Below are 20,689 nucleotides of genomic sequence, written 5' to 3' on the forward strand. Positions count from 1 at the left end.
CCTATTCACTCATTAAGGTTAATGTCATAGTCTGGTTGTGTAAAAGACAGTTAGATTGACCAGAAAAGGGTGCCATTTCTCCATAAGAATAAAAGCCACTTATAATAGCTGCTTCACCAATTACTTCTCTAACCTCCTCAATTTCTTCTTCTGTTCTGCCTGCTAGAACCAATTTTCTACCTACACAGCTTACCAACAGTGCCAACTCTGGTGTTTTACTCCGTTTTTCCATTGCCAAATTAGCTGCCTTAGAAGCTGCTTCGGCAATATCGTTCATGGTAGACATCATTAATTGTACCATTGCCCCTTCTGGAACATCTCCGGCCAATATCATAGAATTTGTCTTTTCGTCTATATTTAAAATGGTACGCACCAATGGTTTATCATCCCCAACTTTTACAGATAATGGATAAAGTAGTGCTGCTTGTGGCAAATCTTTAGATTTTTCGCCTAGGTATTTTTTATACAATTCTAATGCTGGCTGCCCATCAATTTCAAACAGCACGTTGTCTTTAGACCGGGTAACCGATCGGTTTGGTCCAAATACGGACCAACCACCGTAGTTTGCATAACTTACTTCCAATTCTTCTCCATAAAAACCAATTACAACAACCTCTCCTTCTTTTGGGTTGCTATTGTAAGCGGCTAACGTTCTTTCAAAACGTGCACCATCTCCACAAAGACCACCGGTAATTGGAGCGTTATTACTACTAAATTCTTCAATACCCTTGATCAGTTGGCTGCCATTTACAAAACTACCATCTGAGACCACGAAAATGTGATTCAAATTCTCTTGTGGCAATTTTTCGGCCAAAGACCTACCCAATTCTGCAATGGAATTATAGTTTTTTACATTATCTGTTACTATTTTAAATTGGGTTTTTTCAAACTCAATAGCCGTAATTGCTATAGACTCTTCAAAAACATTGGTGTCATATATTTCTCCTGAAGTAGAACCAAAAACAAGTTCCCCGTCTGGATACATTGCCCGTATCTCTTCAAAAATCGTTTCAGATTCTAGTAAAAACCGGTCTCCGAACACTAGAACTAAAGGATTGGCTAGGGGTGTTTTTTCTGTAAAAACCCAATCTCCATTTTTCTGTTTTATACCTTGATTAAACTTCATTACAAATTCTTTTTTAGGGTGAAGTGGAATGTAGTACCTACACCAATTTCGCTATCTAACCAAACCTTACCTTGATATCTATCTATAATCTTTTTTACTATGGATAGTCCTATACCGGTACTTCTTTCATTATTACCAATAGATTGAAATATTTTAAAGATTTTTTCATGATATTCCTTAGGGATACCAACACCATTATCTTGAATACTAAATTGCCAATGCGAGGCGGTCTCTTTACCAGAAACTTCTACTAATCCAACCTCTTTATCAATATTTACCACGGCATTACCAATTATATTTTGAAACAATTGGTGCATTTTTACTTTGTCTGCCTGTATGGTTGGCAAATCTCCCTTAATTTTTACCTGAACATTATCTGGTATATAAATAATATCTGCAATCTCTTCTACTACCTTATTTAAATCAACAGCGGTACTATCTAGGGTATCATTATTTACTGTAGAGTATTTTAAAATACCACCAATAAGCCTATCCATACCCTCAATTTTATCCGTTATCATTTTTAGGGTGTTCTTACCATTTTCATCCAATACCGCTGCATAGTCTTCTTGTAACCATGTTATTAAAGCGGTAACACTTCTTAAGGGCGATTTTAAATCGTGAGAAACAATATGGGCATATTCTTGTAAGCCCTTATTACTTTCAGCTAATTGCTTTTCTAGTTCTTTTTGCTCCGTAATATCTAAATGTACTCCAATGGACCCGATAACGTTTCCAGACTCATCAAAATTGGGGCCGGCACTTATTAGCCAATGGCGCAGATTACCATTGTAATCTGTAATTTCTATCTCATAAGAATCAGACACATGATGCTTACGCTTGTTAATTTGTTCCCGTATTTTATTCCTATTGGCCTCATCTAGTTGCATTAGATTCACCACATTCTGGCCCACAATAGCTTCTTTGGAATACCCAATCATTTCTAAGAAACGACCGTTGGTCATAAGAATATTACCATCTCCATCTATTTCTACCAGACCAAGATTCATGTTATCTACAATGCTGCCATACTTTCTGCGCTCTGCCTCTAAGTTTTTACGGTAGTTCTTTTTAATGGTAACATCATTATAAGACCATAAATGCCCTTGATAAACATTGTCTATGTAAAGGGGAATATAATCTCTCTCTAGCGTACGGCCATCTGCAAGTTCTATCTCGTCTGACATTACCAGTTCTCGCGCTTCTAATACGTGATTTAATCTTTCGATAACCGCATCTGGGTTTTTAAAGACATCTTTACTTTTTTCCAGGTAAGCCTTACAATCTACACCAACCAAGCTTTCTGGTGCAATAGGTATGTTAAAGAGCTCACAGAACTTCTTGTTGGTCAATACCATTTTCCTGTTCGCATCTTCCAAAAGAATTCCTGTTTGCAGGTTTGTGATCAAAGTAGACATTCGCTGCTCAGAAGCACGTATTTTTTCTTCTGCAATACGATCTTGGGTAATATCTTCTATCATTACTACTTGATAGACAATTTCTCCTTCTTTATTGCGAACGGTATTTACCGAGGTTTTTCCATAAAGTGTCTCACCTGTTTTTTTTCTAAATTTTCTAACTATAGAATATTTATCACTTATCGAGGTATCATCACTCTCTAAAATGCGTTCCAACGCATCTAAATCTTCAACAGAAGAAATGTCATCCAAGGTTTTACTAGCCAATTCTGTTGCCGAATAACCCAATAGTTCTACAAAAGTCTTATTGGCTTTTACAATTACATCCTTTACCGTAAGTAAGATGCCCAAAGAAGAATTTTCTACAATGATATCTTGTTGCTTTTTTTGATCTTCTAGCAACTCCTTAATTTCTACTTCTCTAGTGGTATCTCTAATAACCCCTTGGGCCGCAATAGGGGTACCCTTATCATCATAGATAAGGCTTGCATTCATATTTACAAAACGCTCCCCGTTAGATAAGGTATTTAATTTGGCATTATAATTTTTAATAATACCCGTATGCATTAAAGAGGCAAAAGTGTTTTTGGTGTATTCTACGTAGTCTTTATGAACAAGCGATCTAAGATTTACACTTTGTTTTTCATGGTCAAAACCAAAGAATTCTTTGGCGCTTTGGTTCATACTCAAAACATTGCCAGAAATATCCATTACCACGTAGGGGTCTATAATATTTACAAAAGCATCTTCCCAAAGAGAATCTTTAGTAGATAGCATACCTTGTAACCGACCGTTTACTTCGCGTAAATGCATAGATGCGTCATAAAGCTGCTTGGATTTTTCTTCTAACAAACCCTCTGCTGCCCTACGCGCTGTTTTCTCTCTTTTTAAGGCACGTTTAAGTAATTCTACTTCTTTGTTGCTATCCATGTTGGACTATAGAAAACTTTACTTCCGTTCCCTGCTCGTTAAGCAGCTCCATTTCTACATCTACCTTCTTATTAAAATGCTCAAAAGTTTTGGTCATTAATCCATGTGCCAATGCATATAGCCCTCTAGAAGAACTGTAGATTATAACCATGGTATTATCCGTTTTTTCCAACACCTTAAAGGTTGGCAGTTCTGCATCTGGATATAATTTCTTTACATGAACATGAATATGATCTTCTATGGAATATAAAAGATTGAGCGGTGCTTTATAGCCAGCTACCACCTCTGGATGCACACCTGCCAAGCTATTGAACAAATAGGTGCCAAAGGTATACAGTAAGTCGTTCGCCGGAATTTCGGTTTCTTGGCTCAAGTTCGTCAGCAATTGTACCATTTCATTAAAATCATAGGTACCAACTGCGGTATATGCAGCCCCTGAGGGTAAATCTGCATTTTCAATGATATTATCAACGGTTTCTAGACCAAAAGTTTCTTCTACCATTTCAAGAAACTCGGTAAAAACAATTCCTTTCATAATAAGACAGCGTTAGTTTGTAGATAAACGTAAGAAATAGACTACTTATTATACAGGTAACAAAGAAGTATATTGGGTACTAACCTTTGATTAGCTCATTAATTTCCCAGTACTGAAAAGCCCTCTTAATTTTATCTTCGTAATCTTCGTATTTCAAAGGCTTAATAATGTATCCTGCAATACCAATCTTAAAACATTCCAATAAGTCTGTTCGGTTTTCAGAAGTTGTAAGAATTATAGTAGGTAAGTATCTAAGTTTTTCATCATTTTTTAGAATAGTTAGAAATTCTATTCCATTCATCCTTGGCATGTTCAAGTCTAGAAATATTATATCTGGTAAGTCACCTCCCTTAAGAATATTCAAAGCCTCTTCGCCATTTTTGGCCTCTATAATTTGGTGTTTGGTAGTGAACTTGGATACGGCACGTTGCATTTTCATGCACTCGATCATATCGTCTTCAATGAATAATACTTTCATTACTTGTTTGTTTGGATAACTACAAATTTGTCTTTTTTAACCTTATGGGGGAGAGCGTTAAAGCATCAACAGTTATTTACTATCGATGAATAACCTAAAAGTTTCGATGAAGTTAATAATAATATTCTTACAGATAGGTGCCTGTTTAAATTATTCGGCAGATGCTAGCGCTTCTTTCTGTTTTTTGGTCAATTTAGCTACGACCAAATTATAGGAGTGGTCAATCATTTCTTTATATTCCCTAGCTTCTAAATTGTTTAAGACAACCGTATTCCAGTGCTTTTTATTCATATGATAGCCAGGCAATACTACTCCGTCAAAAGTTTCTCTTAGTTCAACAGCTTTTTCCGGGTCACATTTTAAGTTAATTTGGGCGGGCAGGCGCTCCAAGGGTGCCAAGGCAAACATTTTATCCATTACTTTGAATACCAAAGTACTTTCATCAAAGGGAAAGGTTTCCGTTGCCCCCTTTTTTTGTAAACAATATTCTCTAATGGCTTCTATATGCATTTAATCGATGCTATTAGAATCATAGACAATTACTTTTTCCCATAAATCTTTACATTCTTCTATAAATAATAAGTGTGCAGGCTCTTCTTGATATTTGGCTTGTTCTTCTGCAGAAGAAAATGTTGCAATTAAATTATAGGTAAAGCTATCATCTACTACATCTCTAATAGCCTTGGGCGGTGTACCAATATATTGTGTTTTGGCATATTTAGAGTTGTCCATGAATTTTTTTAGAGAAGCTTCAAAAGTGGCCTTTGCTTCTGCATTATTTGGTTCTTTAAACCAGAAATATACCACATGGGCAAAATTGCCGTCAAATTCTTTCATATTAGTGTCTTGTGCTTTAGCTATAAAGCTAACACAAATTAGGGTTAATACTACAAGTGTTTTTTTCATTTTTTTTATAGGTTATTGTTCCAAAAATTGTTTGTCCCTATTAGATATTTCTAGGGCAGAATAGTCTAACTTCCATCCTATGGTCTCTACTATTTTTTCCATTAAAAGTACTGCTTGCAACGCTTCTGTTTTTGCAGAATCCAATAAACCGCTTTCGGGTATTTTGGTCCTTATATGCTCTTTGGCATTTGCGTTTAACTTGGTTAAATCATCTGGGGAAAACGAATTAAAAAACCCATTTTTAATATCGTAAAATTGTAAATCTGGTTCTATGGAAAGTACTTCGGGTTCTGGAAATTTAGAAAGCAATACTTTTTTATTTTCCGTATCCGCTTGCAGTTCCAACTTCTTTAAATCATACCCTACTTGGGCTTTGGCATTAATTACAATCAATGCTTTTTTCTTACTGCTAAGAAGACTCATAAAACCTTCTTTGGTATTCTCATAGGTGTAAATTTCAGCAAATTCACCTTCCACGGTGGTAAGCTTACAAACACTTTTTATTTTTTCTAATATAACCGTGGATTGATGCTCTACCAGCTCTCTTCTTTTCTTTTTGTTGAAAAGTGAGTAGACCCAATACATGATTATGGCACCAAGAATTAGGCCTAAAAATGCTTCTACAATACTATCCATACCCAAATATACTGTGTTCTAATCTATTATCTTGTACAAGATTGGCCTACTAGGCGAAGCATCGTTTACTATTGCCGCCAGTTGTAGGTTTAAGAAATAAGTGCCGTCTACAACCTTATTGGGCACATAAATAAACTCTGTGATGGTTGCCTTTGTTCGTACCTTGCCCGTAACGTTCCAGAATGCTTTATGAGCTACAAGGGCACCTTCATCTTTTTCCTTGTCTACAGAGGGCAAATCTATCAGTAAATGCTGTATGCCTTTCTCTTTCAAAAAGTTTGCGGCAGCCTCAGACATAAAAGGAGGATTACTATTAGCGTATTGTCTGGATTTTTTCTTTCTGGTATTAGGCAAAGTCCTAATAACAACCGCCTCTCTCTTCTTTTTGCCCAATGCATAACTAAGTTGCTTTTTAGATATAATCCAATCGTCTCCTTTCTTTTCAGGAGCAATGGTAATTACCTCTGCCAAGAAAAAATACTTTTTAAACTTATCATGAACAGAAACCAATTGTTCCGAAATATGACCAACCGTTTCCGTATGTGTAATATGCGCGTGTGGATTAAAGGTTATGGTATTAAAATTGATGGAAGCACCTTCTTTAACACTCCCAACAAAACCCTCTTCAATATGAGGTTTTATCTGAGCTGGCGGTAAGTACCATGCATTTACATCCGTTTCATCTCCTTTCATGGGTATGGACAAATCCAACGGTGCTTTTAAATCAATTTTATAATTTTTTGAATTGAGTTTTATCGTTGCTATCATGCTTATAATTTAACCATAAATAAATCAGATGCAATTCCGTCTACTAAAAATTTCCCCTTACGTGTTGCCCTAAGTATATCATCTTCTAAAAACAGTAAATGTTCAGCCACATATTTTTGCGCCTGCATCTTAGCATACGCAGCGTAATTGGGTCCAAATTCTTTGGCTATATGTGTTAAAGAAATTCCCCAAACGGTACGCAATCCCGTCATTACATATTCATTGTAACGATCCTTTACGGAAAGTTCTTCAATTTCTATTGGCAACTCATCAGCTTCTAAAGCTTTTACATAAGTTGTGTTATTACAGACGTTCCAGCCTCTATGGGTACCGTTAAAAGAATGTGCAGAAGGCCCAATACCCAAGTAGGATTTACCCAACCAATAAGCGGTATTGTTTTTGGAGAAATAACCCGCTTTCCCAAAATTAGAAATCTCGTAATTAATAAAATCTTTGCTTTCTAACTCTTTAACCAATTGTAAAAACTGGCGTTGTGCTTGTTCATCATCTACCTCTGGCACAATGCCCTTGGCTACAAAATTGGCCAAAGCCGTTTTAGGTTCTACAGTAAGGGCATAACTAGAAATATGGGGTACTCCAGATGCTAAAGCAATGCTAATATTTTCTTGCCATTCTGTATCGGTAAGTCCTGGAATACCATAAATTAAATCTATACTAATGTTGTTAAAATACTGCGTGGCCCAATCCAACACCTGTTTGGCTTCTTGAGCATTGTGGGCCCGATTCATTAACTTTAAATCTTTCTCAAAGAAGGATTGCACGCCTATGCTTAAGCGATTTACCGGAGACCCTGCCAAGGTTTTTATACGCTCTATTGATAAATCGTCTGGGTTGGCTTCTAGCGTAATTTCCGGGTCTGCTATTATTGTGTAGTTTTCCTGTACAGTGCCAACCAAATCCAATATTTCATCCGTTGATAATATGGAGGGCGTACCGCCACCAAAATAAATAGTTTCTATTGTGGCACCACCTAATTCATCTTTACGCAAAACCAGTTCTTTTTTTAAGGCATTGAGTACGGCTTCCTTTTTTTTAAGCGAAGTAGAAAAATGGAAATCGCAATAATGGCAAGCCTGTTTGCAAAACGGGATGTGTATGTAAATACCGCTCATGATTAAGTATTTACTTTTTAACCTTATTGGCATTGGCTTTTACAAAGGCTTCCCAACCCGAGTATTGGGTACCCAACTCTACCCTTCCTTCATTATAAAAATGGCATACAGCAGCCGCCAAACCATCTGTACTATCCAAATTTTTTGGTAAGGTTTTTAACCCCAAAAGCCCTTTGAGCATCTTAGCCACCTGCTCCTTGCTTGCGTTACCATTACCTGTAATGGCCATTTTTATTTTCTTGGGAAAATACTCCGTAATAGGAATTTCCCTAGATAAACCGGCAGCCATTGCTACGCCTTGTGCCCTGCCCAATTTTAGCATGGATTGTACGTTTTTACCGTAAAAGGGAGCTTCAATAGCAATTTCATCTGGGTTATAAGTATCTATTAATTCTATGGTACGCTCAAAAATCAACTTTAACTTTATGTAAGGATCTTTATATTTATTTAAGAGCAACTCGTTCATTTGAACAAAATGCATCTTTTTGTTAACCACCTTAATAATTCCAAACCCCATGATGGTGGTACCCGGATCAATCCCTAAAATTATTTTCTCTTTTGACAATTATTCTGTTGTTTTTAAAATCAAGGGCAGCCTTATGGAAACCCCAACCGGAACACCTTGTTTAATAGCCGGTGCTACGGTGGTCAAATCATTAAGGCGAGTGGTTATTTCTTGTTTTATATTGGGCAGAACGGACATAATTTCGCCGTTTTCTTCAATATCCCTTATGGTAATAAAGCCATGTTCGTCTATTAAAAAATCTACCTTTATGGTATCGTTCATATCTTGTTCCACCTCAAATTGCAAACCGCTAAACGCTTTTGCAAAATGATTTAACATAGTGGTTTCAAAACAAGCTTTTTGTATTTCCTTTGAGACGTTTTCATCGCAGTTGTCAAAAAGTGGATATTGATCCACCGAGTCCCAATCTATTGCCATTAACTCTTGGTTTACACGGCGCTCCATTTGCTTTTCTTTTGAGATAAAAAGCTCACAGGATGTAAATACCAATAAAACCACCAAGAAAAGAATCCGTTGCATATTCCCCGTTATGGGGCTGAAATTACGATAATTTAGAGAAATTAATTCGCAGCGAAGTGTATTTCCTCCTTTAGCTCTGTAATTCTAATTTTTGCCCGTTCTTTTAAATAGGGCACCAGTTCTGGATAGCGTTCTAACAAACGTTCATAATAGCCCAACTTGGTTTTGGGGTCTTTGTAATACGCATCTGCCAAAGTACAGATTTGATAATAAAAATGCGAATTGGTGGTATCTTCTTTCCATGCCAGGGTATAATACTCCATCGCCTTTTTCAAGTTTCCCTTTAACTTGTAAATATGGCCTAAACTGGCGTATTCCTTGGAAAAGGAAACGGTATTTTCTTTAATACCTTCTTTATAGTAGTAAGTGGCACTGTCAAATTGTTTGGCTTTTAAATACACCGCTCCCAGACCCAAATAGGCATCTCCCGTGTAGTCTGGAAATTTGGCCATTTGCCTGTAGGCCTCTACCGCTTTTTGTGTTTCCCAAAGAGCATTCTCTGCAAATCCCAATTTTTTAAAAATAAAAGGTTTCTTTTCTCCTAGGGCAATTAATTCATTAAACAAACCAGCTGCTTCTTTATAATTACCATTTTCAAAATACACTAAGGCCTTTAAATTTAAAAGTGCAACATCTTTGGGAGCCGTCTGCAATCCAAGGTTTATAATTTTCTTGGCGTTACTAGGTTCTCCATGGGTAAATAGGTGTTTGGCCAAAACATAAATAGCCTTTAAATGGGTATTGTCTTTGTCTATGGCTTCTTGGAGCGCTATTTTTCCTGAGTTATAGTTACCTAAGGCCAATTGGGTTTTCCCCAAATGATAGAAAAATCCGGCGTTAGATTGGTCATTCGCGGTTAGGCGTACAAAAAGCGGCAAGTCGCTAGAAGCCTTATTTTTAGCAGCCAATAGTTTACCTAGCTCAAACATGGCAATGGTTTGTGTACTATCTGGGGTAATTATGGACTGGTATGCCATTACCGCTTTTTCTGAATTGCCCAATGCAGCATATGCCCTTGCAATCTGTAGTTTGGCTTTTTCGCCTTCTAAACCTGCATAGGTATTTATGGCTGCAGTATAATTACCAACTGTATAGAGGCTATCTGCCACGGCAAAGGCCGGACCTTGAGCTCCGGCTTTTGCCATTAACAATATCAGCAGTAGCGAAAAAAAAGACTTCATCTTAAAGCTTAAAAGTAATGGGTATAGAGTGAGCTACATCTGCCAATTCACCGTTATTGCTGGCTGGTTGCATTTTAGGCAAACGTTTAATAATTCGCTCTGCCTCTGCCTCTAAAATTGGGCTTGGTCCTCGTTTTTGTATATCTATAATCTCACCTTTGGTGTTAATTACAAACATAATGGCCACCCTACCTTGTATGCCCTTTTCTTTTGCTTCTTGCGGATAATTAAAATGCTTTTTAACGTGATTAATCATCTTTTCACTAAAACATGCTCTCGTATCAGCAGCGTCTTCGCATCCAGGAAAAACTGGTGGATTTTCTATTGCCCTAAACGGCACCCAATTGGTATCTCTTTTAGAAAATTGTGCAATTGCGTTATCTATACCATTCTCCTCTTGTAACCTAAAAGTAATAGGTATAGAAAAAGGTACGCTTACTACTTCGCCTTTGTGTTTGCCCGGCTCCATTTTTGGTAACCATTCTATAATCCGTACTGCTTCTTCTTCCAATAGCGCGTGCGGGCCACGTTTTTCAATATTACCTATGGTACCATCTTCTTGTATGGTAAACATTAAAGAAACCCTGCCCTGGATATTTTGCTCCTGTGCCTCTAAGGGGTAATTAAAGTGTTTGCGAATGTGGTTTTGAATATTTTCTTGAAAACAAGCCCTTTTATCTGCTGCATTTTCACAACCAGGAAATACCGGGACTTGGTCTATAACACTAAAAGGAACTTTTTCATTATGAAAAATGAAGTTAGTAATCACAGGATTTAATAATTTAAAGTCTTTCTCTTCTATTAAAAAACTAAAATTGTCATCTAATAGTACAACGTTTCTTTTAGTGCCCTCATTGATTTTTAATGCCCTTTTTATTTCATTGATTTCCGATGAAGAAAGGTCTTTAACATTTACCACGTTAATCCAGTCCCCTTGACCTAAATTGGAATCCTTCTTTTTTACTAAACGAATACTATAGTTTGTATTTCTTAGCGAAGTTTTTAAATCCTCATCAAGAAGTTGAAATACTTCCCACCTATTTAAATAATCATTGTATTTGGCCGTATTAGGTAAAATATATTCATGATTTTCATCATTTGATGTAGACATTAACTCATACATTAGCAAAGACTGTGCAAAATATGTTTTCTTATTCATAGGTAAATTACCATTTTCAGAAACTTCAATTTCATTAGAAACTTCTTTCATCATGGTCAATAACCAGTCGTCACTTTCCTTTTTAGCTTTTATTATATCACGCCTTATTTCATCGATTAAATCTTGGTCTTCGTCATTATTACCTACTAATTGTTCTTCTTTTATATTTTCTTTGCCGTCCTCCTCACAAGAAGTATACACCAACATGCCTAGCACTAGCGGAATCAACAAGATGTACTTTAATTGAAAAATGCGCTTTGATTTTTGTTTTGATAACATGACTATTCGTTTTTTGATTAATGATTGTGTGAAAAATTGATTGATAAAACTGATATTTTCCGTCTTAAAAGCTTGGGACAACAAGATGGCGTACTGTTCTTTTTTATGTTCTTTGGCTACCTTGGCATCTGCAATAAACTCATGTAATTCTGATACCCTATTTTGATATACGTACACTAGCGGATTAAACCAGTAAGCAATACGCATTAGCTCAAAAAAGAACAAATCCAAAGAGTGCCATTGCTTTATGTGCACCAGCTCGTGTCCCAATATTTGCTGCTCCTTGTTTTTGGGCAACGCATCGCCCATAAAAATCGATTTAAAGAATGAAAAGGCTACATTACTCTCTTGAACCGTAACCCGCGTATACTCTGGGTAGTACTTTTTGAAGCCTTTTAGATGTAGTTTTCTAATCTTGTATAGTTTTACTACCAACCACACGGCCATGCCTAAAACACCAAAAATGTAGGTCCATTCCCAAGCCGAGAAATGCTCCCAAAAACCGGTGACTGTTGTGTTTTCTCCTACTACTACGCCTTCCATTTGTACAAACCAGTTGGCAGGGTAATACACCGCCTCTTTACTTACCGTGGTTTTTAAGGCCTCTATCTTAACCCACGGCAACACCAGCGATAGCAGAAAGCTTAATAGTAAAAAGGCCCGATTCCATTGAAAAAAAGTTTCCTTTTTCAGGAATAAATCATAAACCAGAAGACAAATAAGTTGAAACGCTACGCATTCTAATATATAAGTAAGCATAAGGTGTGTTTTTAATGTGGTCTGCTATTTTTTCTAAGGCTATTCTTCTTCCTTAATTTGGTCTAGAATTTCTTCTAATTCTTTTAGGTTGATGTCGTTCTTCTTCATAAAAAACGACACCATACTACTGAACGAACCTTGAAAGTAACCGTTCAATAATTTGTTGATGCTCTGGTTGCTGTAATCCGATTTTTTTACAAGTGGATAATACACATGCCCCTTACCTACTTTTTCATGGTTCACAAAACCCTTGTCTTCTAATATGCGCACAATGGTAGAAACCGTGTTGTAGGCAGGTTTTGGCGCACTAAATTCGTCTATTATGGCCGCTACGTTGGCTTTTTGTAGTTGCCAAAGCACTTGCATAACTTCTTCTTCTGCTTTAGTAAGTTGTTTCATGCTATTTATATATTGTTTTCTCCTAAATGATTTACCCGTACTTAAGTACTTTCTGTTTCTTTTTTAACTAAGTTTTTAGTTAAACACGATTCAAATATAACTAAATATTTAGTTTAAACTAATTTTTTAGTTAAAAAATGATTTAAAAAAACCTGCTAATGAGCGTTTTAGCAGGTTTTTGTCTTTTTTTTCTAGAACTGATAGGTAATTTTACCTCTTAAATAAAATGGGGTTCCTGGAGTAAAATGTATTTCTTCTACCGGGTTGGTTTCATTAAACAATCGGCTTTCCGTTGCAAATTGCGTTTCGTTCCATTCGGTATCAAATAAGTTTTCTACAATAAGACCAAAAGTCCATTGTTGGGTACTGTAGTTTAAAGTAGCATTGGTAACAAAATAGCCTTCTGCAACAATACTATTGTCTTCATTGGCCGCTCTATCGTCTATGTAACGGTAGTTTAACCCTCCAGAGAAACCTTGTTCCCTACCAAGACTTAGTCCACCCACTGCCGTAAAGTCTGGTGCAAGTGGAATGTAATCTTGGCCCTCTGCTTCTTCTGTGCTTCTGGCATGGGTATAATTGGCATCGGTATACACATAAAACCAATCCGTAGGTTGGTAACGGGCGCCTACCTCAACACCCATTCTTCTGGTTTTGCCGCTGGGCTCTACAATACCAGCATCACCCACATATACAAACTCTTGGTTTAGGAACAAACTCCATAACGTGGCGTTCAAAACTAAATTCTTGGCAGGTTTGGTAATTACACCAAGATCCACACCGTAGGCTGCCGGCAAAATATCTTCTCCACTATTGGCCACCACTACCCTTGCATCGTTGCTATGAAACCCTATTCCGGTTTTAACAAACAACTGGGTGTTCTCCGTTGCGTTAAAAATGGTATTGAATTTTGGGCTAAAAGCAAGCTTTTCTTGACCTTTATTATCGTAGGTTTCGGTAAGTCTGTTTACATAGTCAAACTTAAAATAATCTAAGCGCAAGGCCGGTTCAAAGCTAAACTTACCACTAGTAAAAGTTGCAGCTATAAATGCATTTGCATTGGTTTCGTCTACATCACCATAGGCCAAACGTTCCAGAATTTCTTTTCTGTTTAGTGTACGAGAAAGGGCTACATCATCTACATTATCATACCTAAAACCAAGGCCTGCTTTGTATTCAAAAGTACTATTCCCTAAGGTTGCCATGCTGTTTTTAAAAACCGTGCTTGCTCCTAGTAAACTTCTATCTTCTTCTTGCATTATCTGGTCGCCATTCTCTGGGTCTTCTAAGAAAAAGGTGAAGTTAGAAAACAATTTAAAATCGTACTTAGACACGTAGGCATCCGTTTGCCAACTCTTACCATTGCCCAAAAACTTTTTATGACGTAACATGATATTGCTTCGCGATGTTTCCCCTCCTTCGGTATCGTCTATCGCTCCAAAACGAGATATTAATCCTTGGTCTACGGCACGTTGTGGAATTTGACCGGATGCATCCCATTTGCTTTGAAAATGCGATACCGTTAATGTTACTTCAGAATCTGTGGCCAATTGCGCATTGTATCGCCCTAAAATATTGATACGATTAAAATTCTGTGGCGATTCTACCGAACCGTTAGTTAAATATACTTCTGACGCTAAATAAGCCGATTGGTTTTGCCCATCCAATACATTAAACATACCCAATAACCTACGGGTATCAAACTGGCCTGCTTCTAAGCTAATTCGGTTAGTATTCAAACGTTTTTTAAGTCCTAAATCTACGTAGCCTGCCGTATTAAAATTTCCCTGTTGGGCATAAAACGGGCCTTTACCAAAATCTACGTTTTCTATAGTTTCTGGTATTACAAAATGTAAATCTGCATAGCCTTGTCCATGCGCATGGCTTACCATATTCACGGGCATGCCATCTACGGTTATGGCCACATCTGTTCCGTGGTCTACATCAAAACCACGTAGAAAAATTTGCTCTGCCTTACCGCCACCGGCATGCTGACCTATGATTAAACCTGGTACTTTTCTTAGAATTTCTTGAGATGATTTTACGGGCTGTTGCTTAAGGTCTACATCTACCAATTGGGTGAGTACCTTTTTATCTGATGTAAGTACAATTTGGTCCAGATTAATGCTACTTTCTTCTAAAATTAAGTTTAGCCCGTTTTGCATGTGTGCTTGGCTGATTGTAATGGTTTTAGTAGCATAGCCTAATCTAGAAAACGAGACCATATCGTTTATTTGGGTGCCTTCCAATACAAATTCGCCCAAAGCATTTGTATGATTGTGCTTACCATTGGTTTTATTAAAAATTCCAGCGTCTTCTAGGGGTACACCCGCCACATTCTTAAGGGTACCTTTTAATTGTTGCGCATTTATAGATAGGACACAAAATAGCATACCTATCCAAATAAAATATTTCATTATATATTGATTGTTTGTTATGTTTCTATTTAAATGTTGCCCAATAATCCGGTTTATAAAGTAACCGCATAGTATTGAACCGCTAAGCAACTAACAAACGTCTGGAGGCGGTGTAGGTATTCCCAAAATTGGTTTCGATAAGATCATTAAAACATAACCATAATTTTTGGGTACTAAAACAGGCTCCCATCTTGGGAGCTCAAAGCTGTATTGCGTAAAGTGTTTATCTAATTTTAAATCTGACTTAAAACTATCTGTTGGCACGGGATTCTCTTCCAATTCCAGCACTAATTTTAAGGTTTCTAACATATTGTGATCATGCCCGGCCATTGCTTCTAAAGAACGTTGCGCTTCTGAAGCTTCATGTGTTTTAAAAAATAAATGCGAGTGTGTATTACTTTTAGAAATAGCCAAAGAGTGCGATAGCGTATGGCCCAGCTCCAATACCGGAAACTGCACTAAGGCCAATAGATAAAAGCAGGCCAGAAGGGTTACAAACCCTTTTAACCGTCCTCTATATTTAGCCATTGTTCGCATTGCTTTTTTACGCTTTAATCTACTTACGGAATTTTTTAACCTAGGGTTTTATTTACGCTATAATTGTAACAATTTGCCATAAATTTAGTCTTATAAACCAATATGGACATAGTATTACTTATAATTGGCCTTTTGTGTATGCTTGTTGGTGTACTAGGCAGTTTTTTACCGGTTTTACCAGGACCTCCTATTAGCTGGGTAGGTTTGCTTTTATTGTATTTGACCAAAGCAGTTCCGGAAAATTGGACGTTGCTAATTATTCTTTTGGTGATTGCGCTTACCATTACAATTCTAGATTATATTATCCCAGCTGCCGGCACCAAAAAATTTGGTGGTAGCAAGTATGGAATCTGGGGTAGTATATTGGGCTTGCTAGTGGCCATATTCTTCCCTATACTGGGTCCGTTTGGCATTATAATCTGGCCCTTTATTGGTGCTTTAGTGGGCGAACTAATCCACAATTCTGACCAAAAAAGAGCCCTAAAAGCAGCCTTTGGTTCCTTTATTGGTTTTTTAACGGGCACATTTTTAAAATTCTTGGTTACCTTGGTCTATCTAGGCCTCTTTATTTGGAAAGCAGTAGAATATGGTCCTGAATTATTTACATTTAGCGCCTAATCCAACCAGGTTACTTTATTTTCAATAGGGCTACGTTGACCTTCTTGCAAATCTCCATCAAAATACCCCATATAGAAAAAGCCTAGGCATTTTTCGCCTTCGTTAAAATCAAAGTATTCATCCATAAACTTAATAAGGCCTGGCGAACTCCAGTAAGCTCCAATACCCAATTCTGCGCAACACAGCCACATATTTTGTACGGCCATACCAACAGCTGCTATTTCTTCCCACTCTGGTAAGCTCTCTTTTGGATCACGTTGCATACAAATGGCAATAACGGCCGCTGAACGTTCTGGGTTATCCTGTAGTTTTTTAATGGTAACCTGTTTTGGTTTTGGGTCTACCTCTTGGTATTTATCTGATAAAAATCTCCCTAGTTCGGTTTTCTTTTCAGCAGAAGTAAACACTTTAAACCGCCATGGTTCTGTTTTTTTATGTGTAGGCGCCCAATTAGCCGCCTCCAAAATTTTCTCTAAGGTTTCTTTGGCTATAGGTTTATCTATAAATTGCGGCGGAAAAACCGAACGTCTATTTGCTATTAAATCGAATATCATCTGTTACTTTTTTTCAAAAATAAGAAATGCTATTGCCCCTTTTAGTTTCTTAACAACAGATCAACACCCTGTTTTAAGACAGGATTTCTATTATCTAACTTCCAGATTACACTTAAAATCGCTTTTTGCTTTATTTTATTTAGCTCAATAAATTTCACCGCCATATCAAATCCATTTTGTAATTGCGTGGGTATTATAGCGATACCCAAACCATTTTCTACCAACTTAAAAATAGTTTGTGCGTGTACAGATTTATGTGAGACTTTTGGTACATAGCCTGCATCTTCGCAAATACTCATGACCGTATCATAATACAGTGGACTATAGGCAGCACTGAACAAGATAAATTCCTCTTTTTTAAATTGATGCATTCCCTTAAAATTTTCCTTGTTAATTGAATGGTTTTGAGGCAAAACCAAAGAAAACGTATCCTCAAAAACAGGTGCCAAAGCCACCCCTTTAGGTACTCGGGATAAACGCACAAAGCCCAAATCTAATTTGTCTTTTAAAATAGCGTTTAACTGTGCGGTATTGGATAACTCATCTAATGTGGTGTTAATTTTTGGAAACCGCTTTTTTAGCCGAAGCAATAAATGTGGAATAACTTGTTGCATGGCCGAACCCAAGAATCCTATACGCAATTCGCCCAATTCTCCATTACCAATATGCTTTACTTGTTTTTTGGTTAATTCCAAATGGTTGAGCAGATACTCTACCTCCGTCTTAAAATATTCTCCAGCAGGGGTCAGTGCAACTTTTCGTTTATCTCGTACAAACAACTGGGTATGCAAAGCTTGTTCTAACTGCTTTATTTGTGTGCTTAATCCAGGCTGACTTATAAATAAGCGTTCTGCAGCTTTTCTAAAGTGTAAACTCTCTGCTACGGCCAAGAAATAATTAAGATGGCGCAATTCAATTTGATAATTCATAGTTATCATTTATTACAAAAATAAGTATTACCAATTATCAATTAGCGGTTTTACTTTTATTGGCATCAATTAACAAATCATGAGCTTAAAAACTTTTGCTGTTGGCGAAGCCACTTTAACGGGTCTAATAGCCTTGCAATTAGCCAAGGCCCAGCTAAAACCGATACTTACCAGCACCACCAAAGAAAAAATTAATGCGAGTAGCAAGTTAGTAGCCCAAATAGTAGAAAAAGGCGCTCCCGTTTATGGTATCAATACCGGTTTTGGCCCCTTATGTACCACTAAAATTTCAAAAGAAGAAACCCAAATACTGCAGTCCAATATCTTACAAAGTCATAGTGTTGGTGTGGGCGAACCAATTGACATACTACTCTCTCGTTTAATGCTGATTTTGAAAATACACGTACTTGCTAAGGGATTCTCCGGCATACAATTGCCCACCTTAGAAATGATGATGTGGTTTTTAGAAAACGACGTTATACCCGTTGTGCCCTCGCAAGGTTCTGTTGGCGCCTCTGGCGATTTAGCGCCTTTGTCCCATTTATTTTTACCCTTAATAGGATTAGGAAAAGTTCATTTTAATAACAAGATAGTACCTACCCAAACTGCTTTTGATGCTTTCCAAAAAAAACCGATACAGTTGAGCGCCAAAGAAGGTCTTGCCTTAATTAATGGCACACAGTTTATTTTGGCACATGCTGTTTTAGTTACCCAAAAACTAAAAAGCTGCTTGGATCAAGCAGATATCATTGGCGCTATGATGTTAGAAGGCCTACAGGGCTCCATAAAACCTTTCTATAGTCAACTACACGCGCTACGCCCCTATAAAGGCAACCTACATGTAGCCGGGCGTATACGCACCTTATTACAAGGCTCGGAAATTTTAGAAGACCATATTGATTGTGACCGCGTACAAGACCCTTACTCCCTGCGTTGCATTCCGCAAGTTCATGGCGCTTCTAGAAACACTTGGCTACATCTAAAAGAATTAATACAAATTGAACTAAATGCCGTTACCGATAACCCGGTAATCATAGATAAAGAGTTGACCATAAGCGGTGGAAGCTTTCACGGACAACCCCTTGCCATGGCACTGGATTATGCCGCTTTGGCCGCATCAGAATTGGGTAACATTTCTGATAGGCGTATCTATTTGGCATTGGAAGGCGGGCATGGCGTACCTCAACTATTAATGAATAATACGGGTATCAATTCTGGGTACATGATTTTACAGTATACCTCTGCGGCCTTGGCTAGCGAAAACAAAAGTTTGTGTTACCCAGCAAGTGCAGATAGTATACCTACTTCCTTGGGGCAAGAAGACCACGTAAGCATGGGCAGCATTAGCGGCAGAAAAGCCTTAAGCATCTTAAATAACGTAGAGAAAATATTGGCCATTGAACTTTTGACCGCAGCACAAGCATTTGACTTTAGAAAACCCTTAAAGTCAGGGCCATTGTTAAATAGCGTTCATCAATTTGTGCGCAGTAAAGTAACCTTTGCCAAGGAAGACCGTGTATTTGCAGAGGACATAGAAATTGCTATTGGTTTAATTCAAGGTGAAAATATCTTACAAACCGTAGCTAAAGAAATGCAAACCCACTCTCTAAAGTGGGATTCTAATTTAACCCAAGAATTTAATCTATTCTAATATGAAACGTAAACTTATAGGTCCGTTTAGTCAACTACTACCCTTAAGTAACTTACCATTAAAAGGAAGCCTTAAAGACGAAGCTTTAAAAATAATTACCGAAGGTGGAATCATAGTTAACGAAGCTAGAATAGAGCGAGTGGGCAAATTCAAGGATTTAAACGATGGTACTATTGCCGTAGAGCGGATACACCAGCCCACAGTGGCAATGCCCGGATTAATTGATGCACATACCCATATTTGTTATGCCGGTAGCAGAGCACAAGATTTTGCGCTACGTAATTCTGGAAAAACCTATTTAGAAATTGCCAAATCTGGAGGAGGTATATGGGATACCGTAACCAAAACCCGTAACGCCAGTATTAATAACCTGGAAGACCTAATTATAGCTCGCGGTAAAAAAATGTTGCTCCAAGGCATTACTACTTTAGAAATCAAAAGCGGATACGGCCTATCCGTATCAGAAGAACTTAAGATGCTAAAGGCCATAAAAGCTGCGGCTTCAACACTTAAACAAAATGTGGTTACCACTTGTTTGGCAGCTCATATGTTACCAAAAGACTATAAGGGTAACCGTAATGCCTATTTGGATGAAATAGTAACGCATTTATTACCCACCCTACAAGTAGAAAATTTGGCCCAACGTATAGATGCATTTGTAGAAGAAAGTGCCTTTTCGCCCCAAGAAATAACGCCTTATCTTAAAAAGGCCAAAGCGCTTGGTTTTGATATAACCGTGCATGCCGATCAATTTACCACAGGTGGCAGTAAGGTTGGTGTAGACTTAGGCGCTATAAGCGTAGACCATTTAGAAGCAAGTACCCAAAAAGAAATTGAACACATTGCCAAAAGTAATACTGTGGCGGTAGCCTTACCCGGTGCTTCTTTGGGATTGGGGTGCAATTTTACGCCTGCCCGTAAATTATTGGATGCGGGTGCCATCTTGGCAATTGCCAGCGATTACAATCCCGGTTCTGCCCCTATGGGTAATTTAATGGTACAAGCATCCATTTTGGGGACATTTGAAAAATTGAGCAATGCTGAAATTTTGGCCGCACTAACCTATAGGGCTGCTGCAGCCTTAAATCTTAAATTCTATGGTAGTTTGGCCGTAGGTTATTACGCAGATCTAGCCCTTTACCCAACAGACGATTACAGAGAAATTACCTACCAACAGGGACAATTGTTACCACACGGAATTATTAAACATGGTGAAAAAATATCCTTTTAA

Annotated in this window: 21 protein-coding genes; 3 read left to right on the plus strand and 18 right to left on the minus strand. The window is 37.6% G+C overall.

What is annotated here, in order from left to right; all coding sequences use genetic code 11:
• Position 1: 1 nt before the first annotated feature.
• The 16 genes from ACXAGS_RS09805 to ACXAGS_RS09880 all read right to left on the minus strand — a co-directional run bounded on the left by ACXAGS_RS09805 (position 2) and on the right by ACXAGS_RS09880 (position 15,697).
• Complete coding sequence (locus ACXAGS_RS09805) at positions 2–1,126, minus strand: FIST signal transduction protein (protein WP_474906382.1); 1,125 nt, start codon at positions 1,124–1,126, stop codon at positions 2–4.
• On the minus strand, positions 1,126–3,474 hold the full coding sequence (locus tag ACXAGS_RS09810; RefSeq protein ID WP_474906384.1) for a PAS domain S-box protein: 2,349 nt from the start codon (positions 3,472–3,474) through the stop codon (positions 1,126–1,128). Before ACXAGS_RS09810 ends, ACXAGS_RS09805 begins: the two co-directional genes overlap by 1 nt.
• Complete coding sequence (locus tag ACXAGS_RS09815) at positions 3,467–4,009, minus strand: heme NO-binding domain-containing protein (RefSeq protein ID WP_474906386.1); 543 nt, start codon at positions 4,007–4,009, stop codon at positions 3,467–3,469. Before ACXAGS_RS09815 ends, ACXAGS_RS09810 begins: the two co-directional genes overlap by 8 nt.
• 79 nt (positions 4,010–4,088) lie before the next feature.
• A complete protein-coding gene (locus tag ACXAGS_RS09820) occupies positions 4,089–4,487 on the minus strand; it encodes a response regulator (protein ID WP_474906388.1) in 399 nt (132 codons plus the stop codon).
• A gap of 150 nt (positions 4,488–4,637) precedes the next feature.
• Positions 4,638–4,997, minus strand: a complete 360-nt coding sequence (locus ACXAGS_RS09825; RefSeq protein ID WP_474906390.1) for an MmcQ/YjbR family DNA-binding protein — start codon at positions 4,995–4,997, stop codon at positions 4,638–4,640.
• Complete coding sequence (locus ACXAGS_RS09830) at positions 4,998–5,393, minus strand: Dabb family protein (protein ID WP_474906392.1); 396 nt, start codon at positions 5,391–5,393, stop codon at positions 4,998–5,000.
• Between the two features lie 12 nt (positions 5,394–5,405).
• Positions 5,406–6,029 (minus strand): DUF4230 domain-containing protein, encoded by a 624-nt coding sequence (locus ACXAGS_RS09835; protein WP_010518641.1) that lies wholly within the window; start codon positions 6,027–6,029, stop codon positions 5,406–5,408.
• Between the two features lie 18 nt (positions 6,030–6,047).
• Entirely contained in the window at positions 6,048–6,797 is a 750-nt protein-coding gene (locus ACXAGS_RS09840) for a cyclase family protein (protein WP_474906395.1), read from the minus strand.
• A gap of 2 nt (positions 6,798–6,799) precedes the next feature.
• Positions 6,800–7,930 carry a radical SAM family heme chaperone HemW gene (gene hemW, locus ACXAGS_RS09845; RefSeq protein ID WP_474906397.1) on the minus strand — a complete coding sequence of 377 codons (1,131 nt, stop codon included), beginning with the start codon at positions 7,928–7,930 and terminating at the stop codon, positions 6,800–6,802.
• A 10-nt stretch (positions 7,931–7,940) separates the two neighbouring features.
• Positions 7,941–8,495 carry a crossover junction endodeoxyribonuclease RuvC gene (gene ruvC, locus ACXAGS_RS09850; RefSeq protein ID WP_474906399.1) on the minus strand — a complete coding sequence of 185 codons (555 nt, stop codon included), beginning with the start codon at positions 8,493–8,495 and terminating at the stop codon, positions 7,941–7,943.
• A complete protein-coding gene (locus ACXAGS_RS09855; RefSeq protein WP_474906401.1) occupies positions 8,496–8,975 on the minus strand; it encodes a hypothetical protein in 480 nt (159 codons plus the stop codon).
• Between the two features lie 41 nt (positions 8,976–9,016).
• Positions 9,017–10,156 (minus strand): tetratricopeptide repeat protein, encoded by a 1,140-nt coding sequence (locus tag ACXAGS_RS09860; RefSeq protein ID WP_474906403.1) that lies wholly within the window; start codon positions 10,154–10,156, stop codon positions 9,017–9,019.
• 1 nt (position 10,157) lies between these two features.
• On the minus strand, positions 10,158–12,353 hold the full coding sequence (locus ACXAGS_RS09865; protein WP_474906405.1) for a TonB family protein: 2,196 nt from the start codon (positions 12,351–12,353) through the stop codon (positions 10,158–10,160).
• A gap of 39 nt (positions 12,354–12,392) precedes the next feature.
• Positions 12,393–12,752, minus strand: a complete 360-nt coding sequence (locus ACXAGS_RS09870) for a BlaI/MecI/CopY family transcriptional regulator (RefSeq protein ID WP_474906407.1) — start codon at positions 12,750–12,752, stop codon at positions 12,393–12,395.
• A 191-nt stretch (positions 12,753–12,943) separates the two neighbouring features.
• Positions 12,944–15,169, minus strand: a complete 2,226-nt coding sequence (locus tag ACXAGS_RS09875) for a TonB-dependent receptor (RefSeq protein ID WP_474906409.1) — start codon at positions 15,167–15,169, stop codon at positions 12,944–12,946.
• A gap of 90 nt (positions 15,170–15,259) precedes the next feature.
• Entirely contained in the window at positions 15,260–15,697 is a 438-nt protein-coding gene (locus ACXAGS_RS09880; protein WP_474906411.1) for a hypothetical protein, read from the minus strand.
• A 111-nt stretch (positions 15,698–15,808) separates the two neighbouring features.
• Here ACXAGS_RS09880 and ACXAGS_RS09885 point away from each other — a divergent pair, with 111 nt between their 5' ends.
• Positions 15,809–16,324 carry a DUF456 domain-containing protein gene (locus ACXAGS_RS09885; protein ID WP_474906413.1) on the plus strand — a complete coding sequence of 172 codons (516 nt, stop codon included), beginning with the start codon at positions 15,809–15,811 and terminating at the stop codon, positions 16,322–16,324.
• On the opposite strand, the gene ACXAGS_RS09890 is transcribed toward ACXAGS_RS09885, so the two are convergent.
• Positions 16,321–16,878: a nitroreductase family protein gene (locus tag ACXAGS_RS09890; protein WP_474906415.1), complete on the minus strand. Its 558-nt coding sequence runs from the start codon at positions 16,876–16,878 to the stop codon at positions 16,321–16,323. The genes ACXAGS_RS09885 and ACXAGS_RS09890 overlap by 4 nt on opposite strands.
• 41 nt (positions 16,879–16,919) lie before the next feature.
• On the minus strand, positions 16,920–17,807 hold the full coding sequence (locus ACXAGS_RS09895; RefSeq protein WP_474906417.1) for a LysR family transcriptional regulator: 888 nt from the start codon (positions 17,805–17,807) through the stop codon (positions 16,920–16,922).
• A 79-nt stretch (positions 17,808–17,886) separates the two neighbouring features.
• Between ACXAGS_RS09895 and hutH the strand changes: the two genes are divergently transcribed.
• Both hutH and hutI read left to right on the plus strand, forming a co-directional pair.
• A complete protein-coding gene (gene hutH / locus ACXAGS_RS09900; protein WP_474906419.1) occupies positions 17,887–19,458 on the plus strand; it encodes a histidine ammonia-lyase in 1,572 nt (523 codons plus the stop codon).
• A 1-nt stretch (position 19,459) separates the two neighbouring features.
• Positions 19,460–20,689: an imidazolonepropionase gene (gene hutI / locus ACXAGS_RS09905; RefSeq protein ID WP_474906421.1), complete on the plus strand. Its 1,230-nt coding sequence runs from the start codon at positions 19,460–19,462 to the stop codon at positions 20,687–20,689.

It is taken from the genome of Croceivirga sp. ABH4_376, assembly GCF_056160685.1.